Source organism: Polynucleobacter necessarius, assembly GCF_900095175.1.
Classification (GTDB): Bacteria; Pseudomonadota; Gammaproteobacteria; order Burkholderiales; family Burkholderiaceae; genus Polynucleobacter; species Polynucleobacter necessarius_I.
The window spans coordinates 717,449-737,747 of sequence record NZ_LT606946.1 but is presented as its reverse complement, the minus strand read 5'-3'; the positions used below and the strand labels follow the sequence as shown (position 1 = coordinate 737,747).

Genomic DNA, 20,299 nt, shown 5'->3' with positions numbered 1-20,299 from the left:
ACCGAGACTATTTCAAGTACGCCATGAGCAAGGCACCAAGTCCTCCAGAACCCAAAATAACCAATACTGGGTTAATTTTGGTTCTGAGGATGAGGTAAAGAGTCACTAGCGCAAGCGCCGCAGTAATCCCTCCCACTATAGAAGCCTTGCCTACAGCATAGACACCCGAAGCCATTAAGCCAATTGAAATGGGCTCCAATGCATTTTGGATAGAACGTCTCCAAGGATTTTCACCAAAGCGATTCCATAGACGGCCAACGTAGAAACACAAGAAACTCGACGGCAAGAAGAAGGAAAGCAATACAACTCCTGCGCCCATCAGCCCGGCAATTTGATAACCAATCACCAATACCATCAACATATTAGGTCCCGGTGCCAGCTGACCAATACTGTATATATGAACGAATTGAGTATGGTTAATGCCGAACTGCTGTGCTAATACTGTTTGCATCTCCGGCAATACAGCAGTGCCTCCACCAACCGCCAAAATGGATAGCAAGGCAAAGCTCAATGCCAAGTGAATTAATACGCTCATGCTTTTTTACCCGGCCGATATAAATACAGGGAAATCGGCGCCATAATCAAGATGACATAGGGCAAAGATAATTTAGCAATGCTCATTAATAAAAAAGTGCAAATAATAATGAGCAAAGATTTCGCATGTCGCCAATGGTCACTACCAATCTTGTAAGTGATAGCAGCCAAAAGTCCAGTTGCTGCAGCAGCAATACCGGCTAAAACATAGTTAACTAAAGGATGGTCTGCGGCACTCGCATAGATGATGCCTACCGCCAATACAAAGATCGATCCCGGCAGAATGAGGCCTAAGGTTGCGGTTATTGCACCCAAGGCACCCCGCAAATGATCGCCAGAGATTACTGCAAGGTTAACGGAATTAAGACCCGGCATGGTTTGGCTAATATCAAGGTAAGCCATAAACTCATCTGCCGAAAGCCATTTACGTTTCTCAACCAACAGAATCCGCTCATACGCAATGATTCCACCACCAAAACTAACCGCCCCAATGATGAAAAATTGCACAAAGAGATCTTTTAAGCTCGGCACTCCAGCATTGACAGTCTCATTACCCAAACCCATTGCTATTCGGGCTTTCCGTAAACCAAAGCTGTTTTAGTGCTGCCTATTTCTAGCCAGTTCGCAAGCTCAACTTGGAGTTTTTTAAAGAACTTATCCGCACGCTTATGCGCCTTAGCTTGCTTTCTGTTGGCATCGTTAACGCGATATGAAAATGCAAGCTCACCGACAATTGGGTCACCGACACTTCTCATCCAAATCGCAATTTCACAATGAGCCTGAACACCATCACCAAAGACCAAATTACCAATCGGCAAACACGCTTCCAGAATCTTATTCGTATTACCACCAACAATGCGCAGCGGCTTCTTCTTATCAATAGGGAGCTTAGCCAACCCCGGGAAGAATTTAATCACACTCGATAAAGATCGCTCAAAGAGACTATCGATTGGTACCGCATCTAAGATGGCATTGTTGGAATAGATGGATCTTGCTGAACCAATCGCATCGCCTCGTAGAATTTCTTCTTTGAGGCGCAAACGGGACTTAATGGATTTTTTTGGGGTCGGATTAAATTGATTGGATTTCTCAATATCACCTGTGCGGCACTTGAGAGTCACCTCACACCAGTCATCAATCCAAATATTTTGCCGAGACTCTCGCACCCGAAGAATCACATTATTCAGGCGAAAATCCTCGCCCGGCGTGTCGTAGAAATAGATACTACGCAAACCCGTTTGCGTAGTATCTAGATGGAAAAAGTCTACTTTATTTTTCTTGCAAAAATTAAGGATCTGATCACTTAATGCGGTAATTGTCCTCCGCCTATCAAGCCCCTGAGGCTTGATCAGAAGCTTGAATTCCCGATTGGTTATTTCTAGCTTTGATTTCAATATTTATCTCCCACTGATTATTAATGAGAGATTAACACCGTCCAGAAAAAATTAGTAAACCTCGGGAACGTACATTTCCTTGGGAACTGGACCTCGCAAGTAATCTGGGTTATGAACCCTCGCTGGCAAGGTAGTCACTAGATGATCAATCTCCTTATAGGGAATCTGATCCAATAAATGAGAAATGCAATTTAGACGCGCCTTTTTCTTATCATTAGCCGCCACCACCCACCAAGGAGCCTCGGGAATATTAGTCCTCTCGAGCATGGTTTCTTTGGCCTTGGTATAAGCCTCCCACAGACGACGGGCATCCAAGTCCATTGGACTAAGCTTCCACTGCTTTAATGGATCATGAATACGCATCATGAAACGGTTGTACTGCTCATCATCCGAAATAGAGAACCAGTACTTTATGAGGATAACTCCAGAACGAATAATCATTCGCTCAAACTCAGGGGCCGTCCTTAAAAATTCCTCATACTCAGCATCCGTACAAAATCCCATGACCTTTTCTACACCAGCGCGGTTATACCAACTACGGTCAAATAGGACAATCTCACCACCTGCCGGCAAATTGGCAACATAGCGTTGAAAATACCATTGGGTTTTCTCACGCTCACTGGGAGCCGTAAGAGCAACTACTTTACAAACACGTGGATTGAGTCGTTGGGTAATCCGCTTAATAGCGCCACCCTTACCCGCTGAATCACGCCCCTCAAATAAAACAGCAACTTTGAGCTTATTCTCCACTACCCAGTCTTGAAGCTTTACCAGTTCACCTTGCAGGCGAAATAATTCCTTAAAGTAAACATTTCGGGGAATAACAGATTTACCTCCTTCATCCTGGGAAAGGCGATCATCATCAAGCTCCATTTCGAGCTCTTCATCCATGCTATCGAGAATTTCTTCTTGAGCACGCTGATACCATTCAGCCATCTCTTTATGCTTTGATGTCATTTATTCCTCTAAGGCTTTGTATCTTTTTATCTTAAGAGCATGACATTTTTATTACATATATTGCTTATAGGGTTTGGGCGATCGATTCCTGGCAATAAGCTGCCACCTGCTTACGATCAGAATCCCCAGAAATCTGGGGGCGATAAGGCTGCAAAAAGTCTATTCGGACTAGCAAGCCAGGCTCATGGATCACCCTAGACATCGATTCCAAAAGCCCCATCTCTCCAATAAAAGCAGGTGAGTCACTCCTCAAGCCCGTTTTCTCACAGAGATACCGTATGGAGAGAGGATAAATCGGGGATTTAGCAGCCAAGGCCGACTCAAAGAGATTAGGTTTAAAAGGCAATACCTGGGCCCCGTTGGTGGAGGTTCCCTCTGGAAAAATGCAAATCGATTCAGTATTGAGCACTTCTGCCATTTGCTCCACTACTTGCCTAGCATGACGGGTACTATCTCTGCGTATAAAAACAGTTCCCAATTGCTTTGCCATCCAGCCAAAAATGGGCCAGACTCTTACCTCTGACTTAGCAACAAAGCGAGTCGGCTTGCAGCTATTGATGGCATGAATATCCAGCCAAGAAATATGATTTGACGCAAATAAAGCAGGAGCAGATGTCACATTTTCCAAGCCAGTGACTATCAACTTTAAATTAAAAATATGTAAGAGGCGCTTTGACCATTGCTGAATTTTGCAATCTTTTTGAGATTGACTAATAAATGGAAAGATCAGCGAGAGCGTGAAAACACCTGCAAGAACATGAATGAATACTTTCACCCAAACAAAAATAGGCAATATCTTGCTAGGTGATTTTTTATCTGTCGATACATGAATTGTCATAAGCTCAGAATATAAATCAAGTCATCAAACTGACTTAAAAGTGTCATGAGGCCTTCATAAACAACGGGCTTAATCTGAACACATGATGCACTACAGAGCTATCTGGATTTCAGATGTACACCTAGGAACTTCTGGGTGTCAGGCAAAGTACCTCCTCGATTTCTTAAAACACAATGAAGCAGATACGTTTTATTTGGTGGGGGATATTATTGATGGCTGGAAATTAAAACGATCTTTCTACTGGCCCCAATCACACAATGACGTAGTGCAGAAGTTATTACGCAAAGCTCGTAAAGGCGCTGAAGTCATTTATATCCCCGGCAATCATGATGAAGCTGCCAGACAATACTTTGGCATGTCTTTTGGTGACATCAAAGTTCAAGAAGAGGTAATCCACACTACGCTTGATGGGCAAAAACTCTGGGTTACACATGGCGATCTATTTGATGGGGTAATGCAATACGCCAAGTGGCTCGCCTACGTTGGTGATTCCATGTATAGCTTCATCCTCTACATCAACCGCTATTTCAATATGTTGCGCGTAAAGATGGGTTTACAGTACCGGTCTCTTTCCCAGTACCTCAAGCATCAAGTCAAAAATGCAGTGAGCTATATCGCTGATTTTGAACACATCATGGCTAGAGAAGCCCGCTTGCGTGACTGCGACGGTGTTGTGTGCGGCCATATTCATAAAGCAGAAATTCGCGAAATCGATGGCCTACTCTATTGCAATGATGGTGACTGGGTTGAGAGTCTTTCGGTCTTGGTGGAAACAACTACCGGTGAACTCAAAATTATTTACTGGACACACATCAAAGGTGATCCAGTAGTCGCAGCAGAAATTGCTCATCAACCCGCTGTTCAAGTTCTTAATAAAGAGGCTATCGCATGAAAATTATGATTATTACGGATGCATGGGATCCACAAGTCAACGGCGTTGCTAGGACTCTCAAGCAGACCCGTTCCGAACTCATTGGCATGGGCCACGAGGTAGAAATGATTACGCCGAATGGTTTTAAATCCATTCCATGCCCCACCTATCCGGATATTGCACTATCTTTATTTCCCGGCAAAGAAGTAGCACGCAGAATTAAAGAATTTGCTCCTGATGCGATGCATATTGCTACCGAAGGTCCCTTAGGTCTTTCTGCACGCGCATATGCCGTTAAAAATAATCTGCCATTTTCTACTGCATACCATACCCGTTTTCCAAAGTACGTTAAAGCTCGCACAGGAATTCCATTGGCTATCACTTATGCCTTTATTCGCTGGTTCCATGGTCCATCAATGGCAGTAATAGCACCCACTATTGTGGTTAAAAATGATCTTGAAGAATACGGACTCAAAAATGTGGTGCTCTGGTCACGCGGTGTTGATCTGGATATCTTCAAAATGCAGGACTCTAAAGCACTTAATAGCGCTCACCCTATCTTTCTATACGTCGGACGGGTTGCTATCGAGAAAAATATCAATGCATTCTTAGAAATTGATTTGCCTGGTTCCAAATGGGTTGTAGGCGATGGCCCTGCCATGGCGGAGATTAAGCAAAAATATCCCAATATTAATTACCTAGGCGTTTTGCAGCAAGATGAACTGGCCAAGGTATACGCAGCCGCCGATGTGTTTGTATTCCCTAGCAAAACCGATACCTTCGGCTTGGTATTACTTGAAGCTATGGCCTGCGGTACCCCTGTTGCCGCCTATCCAGTGACTGGTCCAATTGATGTTCTTGGCGACTCTCCTGCAGGTGGAATGAACGAAGATCTGCGGGAAGCCTGTATGCAAGCTTTACGAATTCCACGCGAGGTTGCCAGAGCACATGCTGAAAAATTCTCTTGGAGAGCTGCCTCAGAGCAATTTGCTAAACACCTCAAGCCTGTGCCTTCTACGCAAATTCATCTAACAGCCTTAGCTTAAGCCGATATTTTGACAACTCCATACGATATTAAGCAAAACCCGCACAAAGGGAATCGCGGTCTCACCAGAGCTTGGCACGCAGCGAAAAACTCTTGGTGCGGCATTGTGTATGCCTATAAGGAAGAAAGCGCTTTTAGACAAGAATTAACCCTACTAGCCCTACTCACCCCGATAGCGTTATGGATGCCTATTAGCTCAATTGAAAAATGCGTCTTAATTTCTTCTCTAATACTTGTTTTAGTGGTGGAGTTACTCAATTCCAGCGTAGAAGCGGCGATTGATCGAATCTCCTTTGAGCATCATGATTTGTCTAAAAGAGCCAAAGACTTTGGCTCAGCAGCCGTCATGTTGGCGCTGCTCATTGCCGCCCTACTTTGGGCGACCATTTGCATTCCACTTGTCATCAATTGGTAACAGAGTCCTTTTACGATTGATTAAACCTATATAAGGAAACTCATGTCTGATATTCCAAATCCTCTTGCTGCATTTGATCTTTTCAATGGGCGCTTTGAGCAAAAGCCAAAGAAAGAGAAGGCCAGTAAAGCCAAGGCAATTAAAAAGCTTTTTTCCAAAAAAATTGCCAAGAAATTATTTGGCAAAAAGTTTGCTTTGCGTGCACGCAACGAAGTACTGGACGTTGAGCCGATTGCTAACGAGAAGGTAATTAGCAAACCCAAGCGCCCCGCTTTTCAAATTTGCTGGGCCTCAAATCCTAATGAAATAAAGGAAGCGCAACGTTTGCGTTTCAAGGTGTTTGCAGAAGAAATGGGTGCAAGCCTACCCGCCCATCCTGAAGACTTGGATATCGATGAGTTTGACACCTACTGCGACCACCTACTCATCCGCGATCAAGAGACGCTGAAGGTGGTTGGCACCTATCGAGTCCTTCCTCCGCACAAGGCCGCTGAGATTGGTCGCCTCTACTCAGATTCTGAATTTGATCTTTCTCGCCTAAATCACTTGCGCCCCAAGATGGTTGAATTGGGTCGCTCATGTGTTCACGCTGACTACCGCTCTGGCGCGGTCATCATGGCATTGTGGAGTGGTCTAGCCCAGTACATGCAAAAACACGATTATAAAATCATGCTTGGTTGTGCAAGCATTCCGATGGCAGACGGAGGACATTTTGCTGCTAGCCTCTACAACTCACTGAGCAATGATCAAATGGCTCCGGTGGAAAATCATGCCTTCCCTCGACTGCCACTGCCCTTAGAATGCTTAAATGGCGGCCTACAAGTCGAGCCGCCACCCTTGATTAAGGCTACCTCAAGTTAGGCGCCAAGATTTGTAGCGCCCCAGCCTGGGATCCGGACTTTAATACCGCTGATGTACTCACCATGCTCCGCTTATCTGAAATCAATCCACGCTACGCCAAGCACTTCTTGGGCATGTAATTAACGCAAGATGACCTTGTATGGACGGCCGATACGTTCCCACTCGGCCGCTTCTTTGAGCAGACTAAACTCTGTCAAAGGATGGGCGTCTACCCAATCTTTTGATAGGCTTACTAAATAAGAGCCATTGACTTCGGATACCTTTACTTTGGGAAGTTGAATATCACTTCTACCGCGGCAAAGCACCTGCGATAAGCGTAAGCAGAACAGCATTCGCCAATCTCTAAAACTAGAATTATTCGCCAATTTTCCGAGCTTGCCGGCATGACCAATGAGAAGTGCAGCTAACCTTGCCTGATCATTCTTTGAAAAGCCTGGCATATCCGCATTACCTGCAATATATGCTGAATGCTTGTGATAGCCGTTGTGAGCAATCGATAAACCGATTTCATGAAGATTGGCAGCCCATTGCAACAAGGCGATGTTATCTTCACGATCCTCAGAGTCTGGCTTTGGTAATTGAGATAAAAATTCTGCGGCGTGTATTCCTACTCGCTTTGCCTGCTCGCGATCAACAGCATAGCGTTGCATAAACTGCTCTACTGTGACAAAGCGCATATCGTCATGTTGTGAGCGGCCTAGCAGGTCATATAAAACTCCTACGCGCAGTGCTGCGTCTGTGACCTCCATGCTCTCAATACCCAGCTCATCGAAGACAGCAATCATGATCGCTAAACCACCCGGCCAGACCGATCTACGATCATCCTTTAAGCCCTGCAGCACTACCTGACTAATATTGTCATACTTGAGAAGATGCTTCTTCATGGATCTCAAGCCATCGCGAGTAATGAGCCCATTAGCGCCATTCACGCGTCCCATGGTCAAGCCTTCGCTTTGGTGGCCATTAAAGTTATTTTCTGCGATCAGGTCTGCCAAAGCACGAGCCGTTCCAGAGGAGCCAATAACCTGTTTCCAGCCACTTTTGAGGTAAGCCCCAGAGATCACCTGAATCTCTCGACGTGCCGCTAATTCTGCTTCTTTGAAGGCATGGGCATCAATATTGCCTTTAGGGAAAAATCGTAAGCTATGCGAGACACAGCCAATATAGAGACTCTCCATCAGCTTTGGCTCATAGCCTTTACCGATGATGAATTCAGTAGAACCGCCGCCAATATCAACCACCAAGCGATTTCCCTGGACAGCAGAGACCTCATGAGCAGCGCCAATATAAATCAGACGCGCCTCTTCAACACCCGCAATTACTTCAATGGGGAAACCTAAAGCCTCTTCGGCATCCCGAATAAAGCTGGGGGCATTCTTTGCCACCCTTAAGGTATTGGTTGCAACAGCGCGCACCTTGGAAGGATCAAAACCCCGAATGCGCTCACCAAAGCGACGAATAGCCGTCAAGCCACGTTGATAGGCATCATTTCCCAACAACTTATTATCAGTAAGACCTGCCGCAAGACGTACAGACTCACGCAGAGTATCAATCGGGCGCAGCTGAGTTCCCGATGGTGTTTTCACCACCTGAGCAACAAGCATGCGGAAACTATTAGACCCAAGGTCGACTGCAGCCACCAAATCGCGGGGATTATTTCCTGAAATATCTTTATTAACAGCCAAAATTGTTCCAGTTAACAGGTTTCAATATGAATATGTCTATTTTATGAAACTCTAATGACATATTCATGAAAATGAAGCCTAGTCTACTGGTAAATGCTTAAGCAGCTAAATTTTGCTCGGAACTAGTGCAATCCCTGTTAGCAAAGCTACACAATATGCAGCAATCCCCAGATTTTGCCTTTAGGAGGCCATTACATGAGGGGCATCTGTAAAGGTGCATGGAACTAGCTTGGGCGATATCCAAAACTTCATGACCCTGACAATTTGGGCAAGTAATGATGGCATGCTGAGCTTGATTCAATCTATTCACAAATAGATCATGACAGAGAAATATTTCAGAATGAAGACATTAAAATCAATTGAACTCAATCACGCAAAAAGACTACAAGAATTTACTTCTATAGTGAATATTATGAAGTCGCTCCTTAATCTCCAATCTATCGAGTGTCTCAATGGGCAGATCCATTAAAAGCTCAATTCGGTTGCGTAGTCCAATTTCAACCTGTTTAAATGCGAACAGCATTGCTTTAACATCGCTTGCTTCGATAGATGCTGGATCTGGAAATCCCCAGTGAGCAATTGATGGATGTCCAGGCCAATATGGGCAATCCTCACCCATCGCCGTGTCGCATAAGGTAATAATGAAATCCATCTTTGGAGCACCCTCTCTGCCAAACTCATCCCAACTTTTACTCCTCAAGAGTTGGATCGGATACCCCATCGCTTTAACCATTTCGAGGGCGTAAGGATGAACTAATCCCGAAGGGTTCGCACCAGCAGAATAGCCAGTAAAGCGTCCATGGCTCAAGGTGCTTGCTAAAGCCTCAGCAATAATGGATCTTGCTGAATTTCGATTGCATAAGAACAGAATGTTGTAATGCTTTTCCATATGCGCAGTAATTAAATTACCTCATCTAGATTTAATGCATATTTTTTATCTAACAAAAAGCCGGCAGCACGACTTTCAATCTTGTTAAATTTGTGGGTTAGCAAATGCTCTTTAATATTCGATGTTTCATCAGAAGATTGCTCAAGATGCGGCCTGAACACCTTAGATAAATCCATTTTTTTAGACTCAATCATGGTTAACTCTCGAGATATGAATATCGCCCTATCTTATTGATTGAATATTTCAGTTTAATTACTCAGTACAAGCAAAAGATATTGCAAAGTTTTTCCACAATTACATCAAGCCGTAATAATTACTCTGTATTTTTAAAGAATTTATCTTTTGCAAGCTATCCCATGCGTTTTATCGCTACTCTTCTACTTTTTTCTCGGCGATGTGCTCTGCATTTGAGCCATTGAATACCGATGATGCAGGTACTGTAGCTAAAAATACGAATCAAATTGAGCAGTACTACTTCAAAACCGCAAGCCATGGTAGCGGAAGCGCTGCAACCGTTGATATCATTACACCTGGTGAGGAGTACTTTGGTGGATCAGGTGCTAGCGCCTTCCCATTCACCTACACAAGAGGTATTGCTGAGAATATTGAGATGTCATTTGGCACTACCTACTATGCTGCGCCGCGAGGAAACTACTCGCCGATCTCCAATAAGGTCCTAGCTCTAAAGTGGCGCTTTGCTGAAGATGAGGATGGGAAATGGGCGGTTGCAATTAAACCCAGCATTACCCTCCCAGGCTCACCGCAACAACAAGTTGCTGGCTTGGATTTGGCACTCCCTAATTACGGACTGAACCTCATTGGCTCACGCTATTGGGATTCGGTGGAAGTGCATATCAATGCGATGTACACCAAGCCCCTTTACAACACAAACTATGCGATTGGTGCAGCCCCCCAGAAAACCGGACCAATATTCTGTTCTTTTCAGCTGCACGCCGTTTGGCGTGTAATGGAAAAGCTCAGACTTGCCCTAGATATGGGTATAACAACCAATCCACCCAGTACAGAGCAATATCTGACAAATTACGCTCTTCTCGCAGCAATATTTTCAATGAACGAGGGCTTAGATATTGGACTTTCTTATATGAGAAGTGCTGCCAACATGGGTTTAGTACTAGGCAATACCGGCATGAATGCATCCCGCACTGAAATTGGCTTTACCTGGCGGTTTTAACTGCCTAAGCGATGCCCATTATACCGACTGCGATAAGCAGCACGTACTTCATGCCACATAAGCAAGACTTTGACAAAAAATTGTTTCATTGCTGACCTCCTTTTTTATTACAGTAATTAATTTAACCCTTTCACAAGACATCAATATGACAACAATAGTCAACGCGGCGCCACCCTTCCCCATTAATGGTGTCGTCTTTGCTTGGGCTATGTCATCCTCGGGGAAAAATTTTGAAATTCCACTTTTTGATATCGCAGATGCACTAAGCAATCCAGGGTTATCGATTTGGCTTCACCTCAATTTATCTAATTCTCAAGTGCAGCGCTGGCTTCAAAATACGCCCTTAATTCCGGATCGCGTTGTCGAAATGATTGATGAAGGAGTAACTCGTAGTCGTCTTGAGTGCATTGAAAAGCTGGACGATTGCTTATTAATGGTGATGAATGACTTCCAGCAAGAGTTTGGCGATGATGATAGTGATCATAGTCTAGGTACTCTGTGGGCTATTCTCACCCCGAGATTGATGATCTCTCTACGCAACAATCCCTTAAGAACAACGGATCGACTGCGCTCTGACTTGGGAAGTGGAGCCCTTAATCCCTGCTCGGCTATCGAATTGTTCCATGAACTGATTGATCTGCGCGCTGAATATCTGCGAACCTTATTAATCCAACTCTCCGACACCATGGATGATCAAGAGGAGCTGCTATTAAAAGCAAAAGAACTTCCCGAACATGAATACCTAGGAAGAACACGCATCGATTGCAGCCGCTTAAGAAGGCAATTTTCACCAGAACTCATTGCTTTAAATCGCCTACAAAAGAAAGTTCCCTACTGGTTTTCGGAAGAAGACAAGCTCAGGCTGAGCGATGACCTTGATCTACTTTCTCATTTAGTGCAAGAAATTTCAAATTTATATGACAGAGCCAAAATTCTGCAGGATGAACAAGCTGCCCATGTTGCCGAATTCAATGCCCGTAACTTACAAGTACTCTCAGTCATGACAGTCATTTTTTTACCCATGACCCTGATCACGGAAATCATGGGAATGAATATGGAGGACCTCCCCGGGCTTAAGGAGTCTTTCTATATAGTGATGGTCCTCATGGCAATGGCTGGTGCTGGCGTCTATCTCTCGCTAAAAATGAGAAAAATTGTGTAATTTTTCATTGAGCTTAAGGAGCAAAACTCAATAAAACCCCAGAAATATCAAAAAAAAGGTTTTGTCATATTACTTTGCTACGATTACCTCGTTCTTACAACTTTACGTGGAAATTTATGAGTGAATATAAGTACGAAGACGCTGTTAAACAGCTTCAAGAGTCTGGAGCCATTGGCTTACAAGACTTTAAAAACCTATCTTATGAGGACCTCACTGAACTTCTAGAAGAAATTAAAGTCTGGTGCCTTTACGCCAACGGTAAGTTAGATAAATTACCTAAGGAATCAAAGCGTAAAAAAGAGAAAAAGGATAAAAAGGATTAAAACTTTTATCTAATCTGTCAGCCTCTCCCTGGGGAAGCGCAGTGTAAAAGCGCTCCCTTTTCCAGGCGTACTCTCTATCAGTAATTGCGCTTGATGTCGGCTCGCAATATGCTTCACAATAGCTAGTCCTAGGCCAGTTCCACCGGTATCGCGTGAGCGACTACGATCTACTCTATAGAAGCGCTCGGTCAGCCTAGAAAGATGCTCAGAAGCGATTCCTGGACCAGTATCCACAACTGAGAATTCGCCCTCTCCTGCAGCATTTACGCGCCAAGATGCGCTAATAGAGCCAACATCAGGCGTATATCGAATCGCATTAGATACTAAATTACTAAATGCTGAGAGAATTTCCCGCTCTTCCCCCAGAATATTTTTAGAGCTCTCAATGTCAAAATGAAATGTATGATGACCCTGAGAGAGTGCCTCAGCATCATTTTTTAGAAGCGCCATGACAGTCTGCATTTGTATAAGCTGGGCTGGTGCCGGCAAAGAATTCGCTTCTAAATTAGCTAAAGTTAGCAAGTCCTCTACAAGGCTTTTCATACGCTGGGCTTGAGACATCATCATCTCAAAATATTGATCCTGTTGGACTTTATCTAAATCTAAAGATTGAATAGTTTCCAGAAACCCCATTAATACGGTAATGGGAGTTCTCATCTCATGGGAAACGTTTGCCACGAAGTCGCGTCGCATGGCATCTGCTTTTTGTAGATCAGTAACGTCTTGCACCAAGAGTAAGTGGCGCTTCTCACCAAAAGGAAAGGCTTGTAGCATCAAACTCAGATTTGATTTAGGACCCATGCGCTCTAAAAGTAACGGTTCCTCAAAATGACGATTATGAAGATAGCGAATGAATTCAGGTCGACGAATCAGGAAGTTGATACGTTGCATAACATCACGCTTGAACTGTAGGCCAAAGAAGCGCTCTGAGATTGCATTGCACCATTCAATTTGATCTTGATCATCAAGCATCATGATGCCGTTTGGCGATGCCTGGAATGCCTCAATAAATCGATCGTGCTGCTTCTCAACCGATAGCATTTGTAACTTCAGGTTACGCACTAATCGCTGCAGGTAAAAGAAAACCTCTTCCCAGTAACCGCTTGGCAATGGCATTGACTCCAGCCGATCCTCTACAGTGTATTTTCGTAGGCGGGCTAAGTTAATGTAGGAGTAGATCGGCGGCATCGATAAAAAAGCAATGCCTACTGAAATACCTGTAATAGAGCCAAAATTAGTTTCGACAATCAAAGCAGCAAAAAAAGCTGCGCAAATAAGAAGAAAAAATCGAAAAAAAACGGAGAACATTCCGCAATCTTAGAGCATCTGCACCAGGGAAATGGAAAATCCCTACCCCACCCAATGAATATCAGGTCTGGGTGGGAGTTTTCGTGACTCGGTAGCCACTACCCCGGACTGTTTCTATGTAGCGATCACAGTCTGCCGGAGATAAGACCGCCCTGAGTCTCTTGATGTGCACATCAACAGTACGCTCTTCTATATAGACCTCATTACCCCAGACTTTATCGAGCAAGTTCTCACGAGAATGGACTCTTTCTGGGTTGGCCATCATAAATTGCAACAATCGGAACTCGGTAGGCCCTAAAGATAAAGTCTGCGGATCACTATTTGGCCACACAGTACTCACGCGATGTGAAACTGGGTCTAGCCTTAATGGACCAATCGCTAAGGGACCATCTCCCTCTAGTGGTATTTGTCGGCGCAGCAATGCCTTTACACGGGCGACTAACTCTTTAGGAGAAAAAGGCTTGGTCACATAATCATCAGCCCCAGAATCAAGGCCTAAGACCTTGTCGTTCTCTTCACTCTTGGCAGTGAGCATGAGTATTGGCAAAGACCTAGTGCGTTCATTTGCCCTGAGTTCTCGAGCAAATTGAACGCCAGATTTACCAGGGAGCATCCAATCCAAAATGAGTAGACTTGGAAGCTCCTCGCGCATCAAGCTTGCCGCAACTTCAGTTTGAAGTGCCTTTTGCACCTCATATCCTGCATGGCTTAAATTAATTGCAATGAGCTCAGCAATCGAAGGCTCATCTTCAACAATCAATATCCGGTGAGTCATAGCAAATTCCGTTTAGATATCAATAGTTACGGTTTATTCGCCTCGCGAACCAAGTCCTCATGGGGGATATGACGCACATCTGAGCCCTTGGCAATATAAATCACAAACTCTGCAATATTTTTAGCGTGATCACCAATGCGTTCAATTGCTTTAGCAATGGTGAGCATATCCAAACCAGTGGAAATGGTGTGCGGATCTTCCATCATGTAAGTAATCAACTTACGAACAAAGCCCTTGAATTCTTCATCGATCTGGCGATCTTCCTGAACTACTTCCGCCGCTGCCACAGTATCTAAGCGAGCAAATGCATCTAAGCTACGACGCAGTAAAGATATGGCCATCTGGCCTGATAAGCGGATCTCAGCGACATTGATATTGTTGGCGACACCAGACTCAATCAATCGTTTTGTTCTTTTGGCCACACGCTCTGCCTCATCGCCAGCGCGTTCTAAGTTGGTAATCGCCTTCGATACCGCCATCACCAAACGCAAATCTCGAGCAGTAGGTTGACGACGTGCAATCAACTCAGTACAAGCCATATCGATTTGAATTTCGAGATCGTTCACGATCTTTTCATTAGCGATGACGACATTGCAAGTATCAATATCCATCTGCGTAAAAGCACGCATTGCAGAAGATATTTGGGACTCAACAAGTCCGCCCATCTCCAGCAAACGACTAGAGAGAGAATTTAAATCGGCATCAAACTGCGAAGAAAGGTGTTTATCTGGCATATTCATCTCCAATCAACCGAATCGACCGGTTATGTAATCTTCTGTTTCTTTACGCTTAGGCTTAATAAAGATTTCATCGGTTTTACCGTACTCAATCAAACTACCAAGGTACATATAAGCAGTGTAATCCGATACACGGGCTGCTTGCTGCATATTGTGGGTCACAATCGCAATCGTGTACTCGTGCTTGAGCTCATTAATCAGCTCTTCAATTTTTCCAGTTGAAATCGGATCCAATGCTGAAGTTGGCTCATCTAAAAGAATCACGGAAGGCTTTACCGCAACACCTCGAGCAATACATAAACGCTGCTGCTGACCACCTGATAATGAAAGACCGCTTTGATTTAACTTGTCCTTAGCTTCATTCCACAAAGCCGCTTTATTTAAAGCCCACTCTACTCGCTCATCCATCTCTGAACGGGAAAGCTTTTCATAGAGACGCACACCAAAGGCAATATTTTCATAAATCGACATTGGGAATGGGGTTGGTTTTTGGAAAACCATTCCAATTCGTGATCGCAAGAGATTGAGATCCTGTCTAGGCTCTAAAATATTCTGGCCATAAAAATTGATCTCCCCTTCTGCACGCTGTCCAGGATAGAGGTCATACATACGATTAAGCGTGCGTAGCAATGTTGACTTGCCACAACCAGATGGGCCAATAAATGCTGTTACCTTGCCCTCTTCAATATCTAAATTAATATCCTTTAGACCCTGAAATGAGCCATAGAAGAAGTTCAGATTACGAACCTCTAGGGCATTTTTAACGTCTTTTTTTACTGGTGTAGTTGTGTCGTTCATTCTTATTCCTTGACCATCAATCGTATTTAAGTCAAACATGGTTTTCATATTACTCATTAACTCCGTACTTTCTCGCGGAACACTACACGCGCAAGAATATTCAGACCCAGTACGGCAAAAGTGATGAGCAAAGCTGCGGCCCAAGCCAAATCAACCCAGTTATCGTAAGGGCTCATTGCGAATTGGAAAATCACCACCGGTAAATTGGCCATAGGTGCATTCATATTGCTTGAGAAAAACTGATTATTCAGAGCGGTAAAAAGCAATGGCGCTGTTTCACCACTCACTCGGGCAAGTGCCAGCAAAATACCAGTAATTACCCCGCTTTGGGCAGCGCGCAAAGTAATCATGAAAGCTACTTTCCACTTAGGGGTACCTAAAGCATAGGCAGCCTCTCGCAAGCTTCCATGCACTAAGCGCAGCATATTTTCAGTTGTGCGAACTACCACTGGTATCGCAATTAAAGCCAATGCGATCGTGCCAGCCCAACCTGAGAAGTGTCGTACTTGCGCGACCACAATGGCATAAACAAACAAGCCAATCACAATGGATGGCGCAGATAGCATGATGTCAGTCACAAAGCGGGTTACTGAGGCCACCTTGCTTCTATCTCCATACTCTGAGAGATATAAGCCGGCCAATACGCCAATCGGCGTACTAATCAGAGTACAGCTTCCTACAATCATTAAACTGCCAACAATTGCATTCGCTAAACCCCCACCCTCAGAACCAGGTGCAGGCGTGCTGTGAGTGAATACATCCAAATTAATAGAAGAAAAGCCTTTTAATAATAAAACACTCAAAATCCATAGCAAAAAGGCCATTCCCAATGCCATAGCAGCAGTAGATAGAAATAAGCCAATCTTGTTGGCACGCTTCCGTTTAGCAAAAATTGCCGGATTGATATTAGATAAGCCGTTCATGTTTTAAGTCCCTGCTTTTTTTCCATACTGATGAGCATCCACTTGGCAATAGCCAATACGACAAAAGTAATTATGAAAAGCGCAAGTCCCAATGCAAATAGAGATGAGTAATGCTCTCCAAGCTCAGCCTCACCAAACTCATTTGCCAATGTAGAAGCAATCGAATTACCTGGTGAAAATAATGAAGCTGACAGACGATGTGCGTTACCGATCACAAAGGTTACCGCCATGGTTTCACCAAGCGCTCTACCTAGTCCCAGCATAATGCCACCGATCACGCCGGCTTTTGTATAAGGGAGCACCACATTCTTAACTACTTCCCAAGTGGTGCAGCCAATCCCGTAGGCGGACTCTTTTAAAACAGGGGGAACGATTTCAAAAACGTCACGCATCACCGAAGCAATAAACGGCAAAACCATCATTGCCAAAATCAGGCCAGCACATAGGATGCCGATGCCATTAAATGCACCAGAAAATAATATCCCCAATCCAGGAATTTGACCCAAGGTTGCAGCCAGAGCAGGCTGAACGTATTCACCAAATATGGGTGCAAAAATAAAGAGACCGAACATACCGTAAATAATCGAAGGAACTGCCGCAAGCAATTCAACCGCTGTGCCTAAAGGTCTGCGCAGAGGCCCCGGACATAGCTCAGTTAAGAATACCGCAATACCAAAACTCAGCGGAACTGCAATGAGCAAGGCAATCAAGGATGTTACTAATGTGCCATAAATGGCAATGAGGCCACCGAATTCACCATTAACAATGTCCCACTCTTTAGTGAAGAAAAAACCGATACCAAATTTGTCTAATGCTGGCCAAGCATTTATCACTAAGGAGATGATGATACCAACTAGCGCAATCAGAACCGATAAGGCAAAAAATTGCGTTATTCCATGAAATAAAAAATCTTGAACACGTTGTAGTTTAGCAATTCGCAATGCCTGCGGTGTTGGAGCTGAGTGGGTTAATTCAATCATATTTAGACTTCGTTTAATACTGAAACAGCCCCACGAAATGTGGGGCTGTTTTAGAGTTGAGATTAAATGCTCAATCTAAAAATTACTTGTTGGCAATGTTTGACCATACATTCTTACGAATAAAGTCAGTACTTGCATCTGGCATTGGTACATAGTCAAGATCTAGAGCCATTTTCTTGCCTTCTTTAAAAGCAAAGTCAAAGAACTTCAACACTTCAGCAGAATTGGCTTTGTTCTCTGGGTTTTTATACATCAAAATAAATGATGCGCCAGTAATTGGCCATGAATTAGCGCCAGAAGCATTGGTAATAAATGTACCCATACCCGGAATCCTTGACCAATCAGTACCTGCAGCTGCCGCTGCAAAAGATGTGTCATCAGGCTTAACAAATTGACCATCTTTGTTTTTTAAGGAAACACTGATCAGCTTGTTTTTCTTAGCGTAGGCGTATTCTACGTAACCAATTGCGCCTTTAACCCGAGATACGTTTGCAGCAACGCCTTCGTTACCTTTACCACCTACCGAGGAGTCAGCAGGCCACTTAACAGCCGCACCCTCACCAACAGCCTCTTTCCAGTTCTGACTCACTTTAGCTAGGTAGTTGGTAAAAATTGCAGTAGTACCTGAACCATCAGCTCGGTGCACTACAGTAATTGGCAAATTAGGCATCTTCATACCAGGATTATTCAACACAACACGCTTATCATTCCAATTAGTGATAGCGCCTTGAAAGATATCAGACAATGTATCTGGTGATAATTTGAGCTCATAAGGTTTAATACCATCCACGTTAATGACTGGTACAACACCACCAATAATTGCTGGAAATTGAACTAAACCGTCTTTTTCCAGAGCTTCAAACTTGACTGGATTGTCAGAAGCGCCAAAATCAACTGTCTTTGCTTTAATTTGCTTAATGCCGCCAGATGAACCAATAGACTGATAGTTAAGGCTTGAGCCTGTCTTGGCCTTGTAAGCTTCAGCCCACTTTGTGTAGATTGGGTATGGGAAGCTAGCGCCAGCACCGGTTATGTCAGCTGCATAGGCAACTGGGGCTACTGAAATAGCGCCAATGATGAGCGCTTTTTTCAAGAATGATTTCATGTGGATTAATCCTCGTTTAGTTCACGCAACATTGCGATAACTGAACGATACGGATTGAGTATGACTCTTTTATGACAGTGAATTTACTGAAAATTACCTCAGTAAATTCAATGACTTAGAATGATGGGATTAAGTGAGCAATACTCTTGGCTGCATTCATAGCAACCGCACAATCATTCGCCTCAACCATGACCCTCAAGACGGGTTCAGTGCCTGAAGCACGGATAAGCACCCTACCCGTACCCTTAAGCTCTGTTTCTACTTGAGCAATCTGGGATTTGAGGGCGTTATCAGCCTTCCAGTCATATCCAGCCTTAAATTTGATATTGAGAAGCACCTGGGGGAATAGCTTTACGGAATCCAGTAGCTGTGCCAGCGTCTTCTTGGCCTGACTCATGGCAGCTAATACCTGCAGCGCGGCGATAGTGCCATCACCAGTGGAGTGCTGATCTAGACACAAGAGATGGCCAGAGCCTTCACCACCAATAATCCACCCTTTTTGCTTGAGCAACTCCAAGACATAACGATCGCCCACATTGGCGCGTTCAAATCCAATCTCCAATGCTTTGATGGCATTTTCAACAGCCAAGTTAGTCATCAAAGTGCCAGCCACACCGCCTAAATTTTCTCCGCGAGCAAGACGATCTTTGGCGAGTACGTATAAGAGCTCATCGCCATTAAACAATCGTCCTGAAGCGTCCACCATCTGTAAGCGATCGGCATCTCCATCCAAAGCTATCCCAAGATCCGCCTTAGTCTCTTTGACTTTTTCAATGAGCGCCGCTGGAGCTGTGGCACCGCATCCATCATTAATGTTTCTACCATCTGGTTGAACACCAATCGAAATCACTTCTGCACCGAGCTCATGAAAAACATGAGGAGCCGTATGATATGCCGCACCATTAGCGCAATCGACTACCAACTTCATTGCCTTGAGATTGAGCTCACCAGGAAAGGTGGATTTACAAAATTCGATATAACGGCCGGCAGCATCATCTAAACGGAAGGCCTTACCCAATTCTTTTGAACTAACACAGCCCATCGGTTTAGCAAGTTCAGCTTCGATTGCTAACTCAAATTCATCGGTGAGCTTGCCGCCTTCTGCGGAGAAGAATTTAATACCGTTATCCTGATAAGCATTATGAGAAGCTGAAATCACTACACCGGCAGATAAGCGCAAGGCCTTAGTCAGGTAAGCAACACCCGGGGTAGGCATTGGCCCGCATAGCATGACATCCACACCAGCGGCAGCGAAGCCAGCCTCTAAAGCGGCTTCCAATAAATAACCAGAAACACGGGTATCTTTTCCAATCAATACTGTGCAACGCTCACCTGGCTTAGCGTTTTGCACCAGCACTTTTCCAGCAGCATAGCCAAGGCGGGTAATAAACTCCGGAACAATCGGAAATTGCCCTACTTCACCGCGTATGCCATCAGTACCAAAGTATTGTTTTTTCATGGGCTTAATTATAAAACTTGTGAGCTTTTATCTGAGATGTTTTATTGG

Annotated in this window: 22 protein-coding genes and 2 pseudogenes; 7 read left to right on the top strand and 17 right to left on the bottom strand. The window is 44.3% G+C overall.

The window, feature by feature from the left end:
* Positions 1–7: 7 nt before the first annotated feature.
* From DXE44_RS03790 to DXE44_RS03770, 5 genes are all read right to left on the bottom strand, one after another.
* A complete protein-coding gene (locus DXE44_RS03790) occupies positions 8–535 on the bottom strand; it encodes a chromate transporter (protein WP_114652778.1) in 528 nt (175 codons plus the stop codon).
* Positions 532–1,098, bottom strand: a complete 567-nt coding sequence (locus DXE44_RS03785) for a chromate transporter (RefSeq protein ID WP_114652776.1) — start codon at positions 1,096–1,098, stop codon at positions 532–534. The genes DXE44_RS03790 and DXE44_RS03785 overlap by 4 nt, the downstream gene beginning before the upstream one ends.
* 2 nt (positions 1,099–1,100) lie before the next feature.
* Entirely contained in the window at positions 1,101–1,766 is a 666-nt protein-coding gene (locus tag DXE44_RS03780; RefSeq protein WP_162785872.1) for a hypothetical protein, read from the bottom strand.
* 213 nt (positions 1,767–1,979) lie between these two features.
* Complete coding sequence (ppk2, locus tag DXE44_RS03775) at positions 1,980–2,885, bottom strand: polyphosphate kinase 2 (protein WP_114652772.1); 906 nt, start codon at positions 2,883–2,885, stop codon at positions 1,980–1,982.
* A gap of 64 nt (positions 2,886–2,949) precedes the next feature.
* Complete coding sequence (locus DXE44_RS03770; protein WP_114652770.1) at positions 2,950–3,723, bottom strand: lysophospholipid acyltransferase family protein; 774 nt, start codon at positions 3,721–3,723, stop codon at positions 2,950–2,952.
* Positions 3,724–3,799: 76 nt separating this feature from the next.
* On the opposite strand from DXE44_RS03770, the pseudogene DXE44_RS03765 reads away from it, so the two are divergent.
* The 4 genes and pseudogenes from DXE44_RS03765 to DXE44_RS03750 form a co-directional block, all read left to right on the top strand.
* A pseudogene (locus tag DXE44_RS03765) lies at positions 3,800–4,615 on the top strand (UDP-2,3-diacylglucosamine diphosphatase); the annotation flags it as partial.
* Positions 4,612–5,640 carry a glycosyltransferase family 4 protein gene (locus DXE44_RS03760; protein WP_114652766.1) on the top strand — a complete coding sequence of 343 codons (1,029 nt, stop codon included), beginning with the start codon at positions 4,612–4,614 and terminating at the stop codon, positions 5,638–5,640. The pseudogene DXE44_RS03765 and the gene DXE44_RS03760, both read left to right, overlap by 4 nt.
* A 9-nt stretch (positions 5,641–5,649) precedes the next feature.
* The gene (locus tag DXE44_RS03755) at positions 5,650–6,054 is read left to right on the top strand and encodes a diacylglycerol kinase (protein WP_114652764.1); all 405 of its coding nucleotides are present in this window, start codon (positions 5,650–5,652) and stop codon (positions 6,052–6,054) included.
* 249 nt (positions 6,055–6,303) lie between these two features.
* Positions 6,304–7,034 (top strand): annotated as a pseudogene (locus DXE44_RS03750) (GNAT family N-acetyltransferase).
* Here the strand turns inward: DXE44_RS03750 and ppx are convergent.
* The 4 genes from ppx to DXE44_RS03730 form a co-directional block, all read right to left on the bottom strand.
* A complete protein-coding gene (gene ppx / locus DXE44_RS03745; RefSeq protein WP_114652761.1) occupies positions 7,035–8,600 on the bottom strand; it encodes an exopolyphosphatase in 1,566 nt (521 codons plus the stop codon).
* 97 nt (positions 8,601–8,697) lie between these two features.
* Positions 8,698–8,910 (bottom strand): GDCCVxC domain-containing (seleno)protein, encoded by a 213-nt coding sequence (locus DXE44_RS11360; protein ID WP_162785871.1) that lies wholly within the window; start codon positions 8,908–8,910, stop codon positions 8,698–8,700.
* 72 nt (positions 8,911–8,982) lie between these two features.
* Entirely contained in the window at positions 8,983–9,489 is a 507-nt protein-coding gene (locus tag DXE44_RS03735) for an arsenate reductase ArsC (protein WP_114652757.1), read from the bottom strand.
* Between the two features lie 11 nt (positions 9,490–9,500).
* Entirely contained in the window at positions 9,501–9,683 is a 183-nt protein-coding gene (locus DXE44_RS03730; RefSeq protein WP_114652755.1) for a hypothetical protein, read from the bottom strand.
* A gap of 200 nt (positions 9,684–9,883) precedes the next feature.
* On the opposite strand from DXE44_RS03730, the gene DXE44_RS03725 reads away from it, so the two are divergent.
* The 3 genes from DXE44_RS03725 (at position 9,884) to DXE44_RS03715 (ending at position 12,166) form a co-directional block, all read left to right on the top strand.
* Positions 9,884–10,681: a hypothetical protein gene (locus DXE44_RS03725; protein WP_114652753.1), complete on the top strand. Its 798-nt coding sequence runs from the start codon at positions 9,884–9,886 to the stop codon at positions 10,679–10,681.
* A gap of 145 nt (positions 10,682–10,826) precedes the next feature.
* Positions 10,827–11,843 (top strand): CorA family divalent cation transporter, encoded by a 1,017-nt coding sequence (locus DXE44_RS03720; protein ID WP_114652752.1) that lies wholly within the window; start codon positions 10,827–10,829, stop codon positions 11,841–11,843.
* A 116-nt stretch (positions 11,844–11,959) separates the two neighbouring features.
* Positions 11,960–12,166 (top strand): hypothetical protein, encoded by a 207-nt coding sequence (locus DXE44_RS03715; RefSeq protein ID WP_114652751.1) that lies wholly within the window; start codon positions 11,960–11,962, stop codon positions 12,164–12,166.
* A gap of 9 nt (positions 12,167–12,175) precedes the next feature.
* Here the strand turns inward: DXE44_RS03715 and phoR are convergent, their stop codons facing one another.
* The 8 genes from phoR to glmM all read right to left on the bottom strand — a co-directional run bounded on the left by phoR (position 12,176) and on the right by glmM (position 20,251).
* Complete coding sequence (gene phoR, locus DXE44_RS03710) at positions 12,176–13,474, bottom strand: phosphate regulon sensor histidine kinase PhoR (protein WP_114652750.1); 1,299 nt, start codon at positions 13,472–13,474, stop codon at positions 12,176–12,178.
* Between the two features lie 61 nt (positions 13,475–13,535).
* Positions 13,536–14,249: a phosphate regulon transcriptional regulator PhoB gene (phoB, locus tag DXE44_RS03705; protein WP_114652749.1), complete on the bottom strand. Its 714-nt coding sequence runs from the start codon at positions 14,247–14,249 to the stop codon at positions 13,536–13,538.
* Positions 14,250–14,275: 26 nt separating this feature from the next.
* The gene (phoU, locus tag DXE44_RS03700; protein WP_114654336.1) at positions 14,276–14,983 is read right to left on the bottom strand and encodes a phosphate signaling complex protein PhoU; all 708 of its coding nucleotides are present in this window, start codon (positions 14,981–14,983) and stop codon (positions 14,276–14,278) included.
* Positions 14,984–14,995: 12 nt separating this feature from the next.
* A complete protein-coding gene (pstB, locus tag DXE44_RS03695) occupies positions 14,996–15,784 on the bottom strand; it encodes a phosphate ABC transporter ATP-binding protein PstB (protein ID WP_114652748.1) in 789 nt (262 codons plus the stop codon).
* 56 nt (positions 15,785–15,840) lie between these two features.
* Entirely contained in the window at positions 15,841–16,707 is an 867-nt protein-coding gene (pstA, locus tag DXE44_RS03690; RefSeq protein ID WP_114652746.1) for a phosphate ABC transporter permease PstA, read from the bottom strand.
* A complete protein-coding gene (gene pstC / locus DXE44_RS03685; RefSeq protein ID WP_174221115.1) occupies positions 16,704–17,687 on the bottom strand; it encodes a phosphate ABC transporter permease subunit PstC in 984 nt (327 codons plus the stop codon). The genes pstA and pstC overlap by 4 nt, the downstream gene beginning before the upstream one ends.
* Before the next feature lie 82 nt (positions 17,688–17,769).
* Positions 17,770–18,792, bottom strand: coding sequence for a phosphate ABC transporter substrate-binding protein PstS (pstS, locus tag DXE44_RS03680; RefSeq protein ID WP_174221114.1), 1,023 nt, complete (start codon positions 18,790–18,792; stop codon positions 17,770–17,772).
* A 115-nt stretch (positions 18,793–18,907) separates the two neighbouring features.
* Positions 18,908–20,251, bottom strand: a complete 1,344-nt coding sequence (gene glmM, locus DXE44_RS03675; RefSeq protein WP_114652742.1) for a phosphoglucosamine mutase — start codon at positions 20,249–20,251, stop codon at positions 18,908–18,910.
* Positions 20,252–20,299: the final 48 nt, after the last annotated feature.

What these genes read in the sequence shown, in the direction of transcription:
- pstS (WP_174221114.1), bottom strand. Translation starts at nt 18,792, where the DNA reads ATGAAATCATTCTTGAAAAAAGCGCTCATCATTGGCGCTATTTCAGTA.
- DXE44_RS03730 (WP_114652755.1), bottom strand. Translation starts at nt 9,683, where the DNA reads ATGATTGAGTCTAAAAAAATGGATTTATCTAAGGTGTTCAGGCCGCAT.
- DXE44_RS03770 (WP_114652770.1), bottom strand. Translation starts at nt 3,723, where the DNA reads ATGACAATTCATGTATCGACAGATAAAAAATCACCTAGCAAGATATTG.
- DXE44_RS03790 (WP_114652778.1), bottom strand. Translation starts at nt 535, where the DNA reads ATGAGCGTATTAATTCACTTGGCATTGAGCTTTGCCTTGCTATCCATT.
- phoB (WP_114652749.1), bottom strand. Translation starts at nt 14,249, where the DNA reads ATGACTCACCGGATATTGATTGTTGAAGATGAGCCTTCGATTGCTGAG.
- DXE44_RS03715 (WP_114652751.1), top strand. Translation starts at nt 11,960, where the DNA reads ATGAGTGAATATAAGTACGAAGACGCTGTTAAACAGCTTCAAGAGTCT.
- DXE44_RS03725 (WP_114652753.1), top strand. Translation starts at nt 9,884, where the DNA reads ATGTGCTCTGCATTTGAGCCATTGAATACCGATGATGCAGGTACTGTA.
- DXE44_RS03760 (WP_114652766.1), top strand. Translation starts at nt 4,612, where the DNA reads ATGAAAATTATGATTATTACGGATGCATGGGATCCACAAGTCAACGGC.
- ppk2 (WP_114652772.1), bottom strand. Translation starts at nt 2,885, where the DNA reads ATGACATCAAAGCATAAAGAGATGGCTGAATGGTATCAGCGTGCTCAA.
- DXE44_RS03785 (WP_114652776.1), bottom strand. Translation starts at nt 1,098, where the DNA reads ATGGGTTTGGGTAATGAGACTGTCAATGCTGGAGTGCCGAGCTTAAAA.
- pstB (WP_114652748.1), bottom strand. Translation starts at nt 15,784, where the DNA reads ATGAACGACACAACTACACCAGTAAAAAAAGACGTTAAAAATGCCCTA.
- glmM (WP_114652742.1), bottom strand. Translation starts at nt 20,251, where the DNA reads ATGAAAAAACAATACTTTGGTACTGATGGCATACGCGGTGAAGTAGGG.
- pstA (WP_114652746.1), bottom strand. Translation starts at nt 16,707, where the DNA reads ATGAACGGCTTATCTAATATCAATCCGGCAATTTTTGCTAAACGGAAG.
- phoR (WP_114652750.1), bottom strand. Translation starts at nt 13,474, where the DNA reads ATGTTCTCCGTTTTTTTTCGATTTTTTCTTCTTATTTGCGCAGCTTTT.
- phoU (WP_114654336.1), bottom strand. Translation starts at nt 14,983, where the DNA reads ATGCCAGATAAACACCTTTCTTCGCAGTTTGATGCCGATTTAAATTCT.
- DXE44_RS03735 (WP_114652757.1), bottom strand. Translation starts at nt 9,489, where the DNA reads ATGGAAAAGCATTACAACATTCTGTTCTTATGCAATCGAAATTCAGCA.
- DXE44_RS03720 (WP_114652752.1), top strand. Translation starts at nt 10,827, where the DNA reads ATGACAACAATAGTCAACGCGGCGCCACCCTTCCCCATTAATGGTGTC.
- pstC (WP_174221115.1), bottom strand. Translation starts at nt 17,687, where the DNA reads ATGATTGAATTAACCCACTCAGCTCCAACACCGCAGGCATTGCGAATT.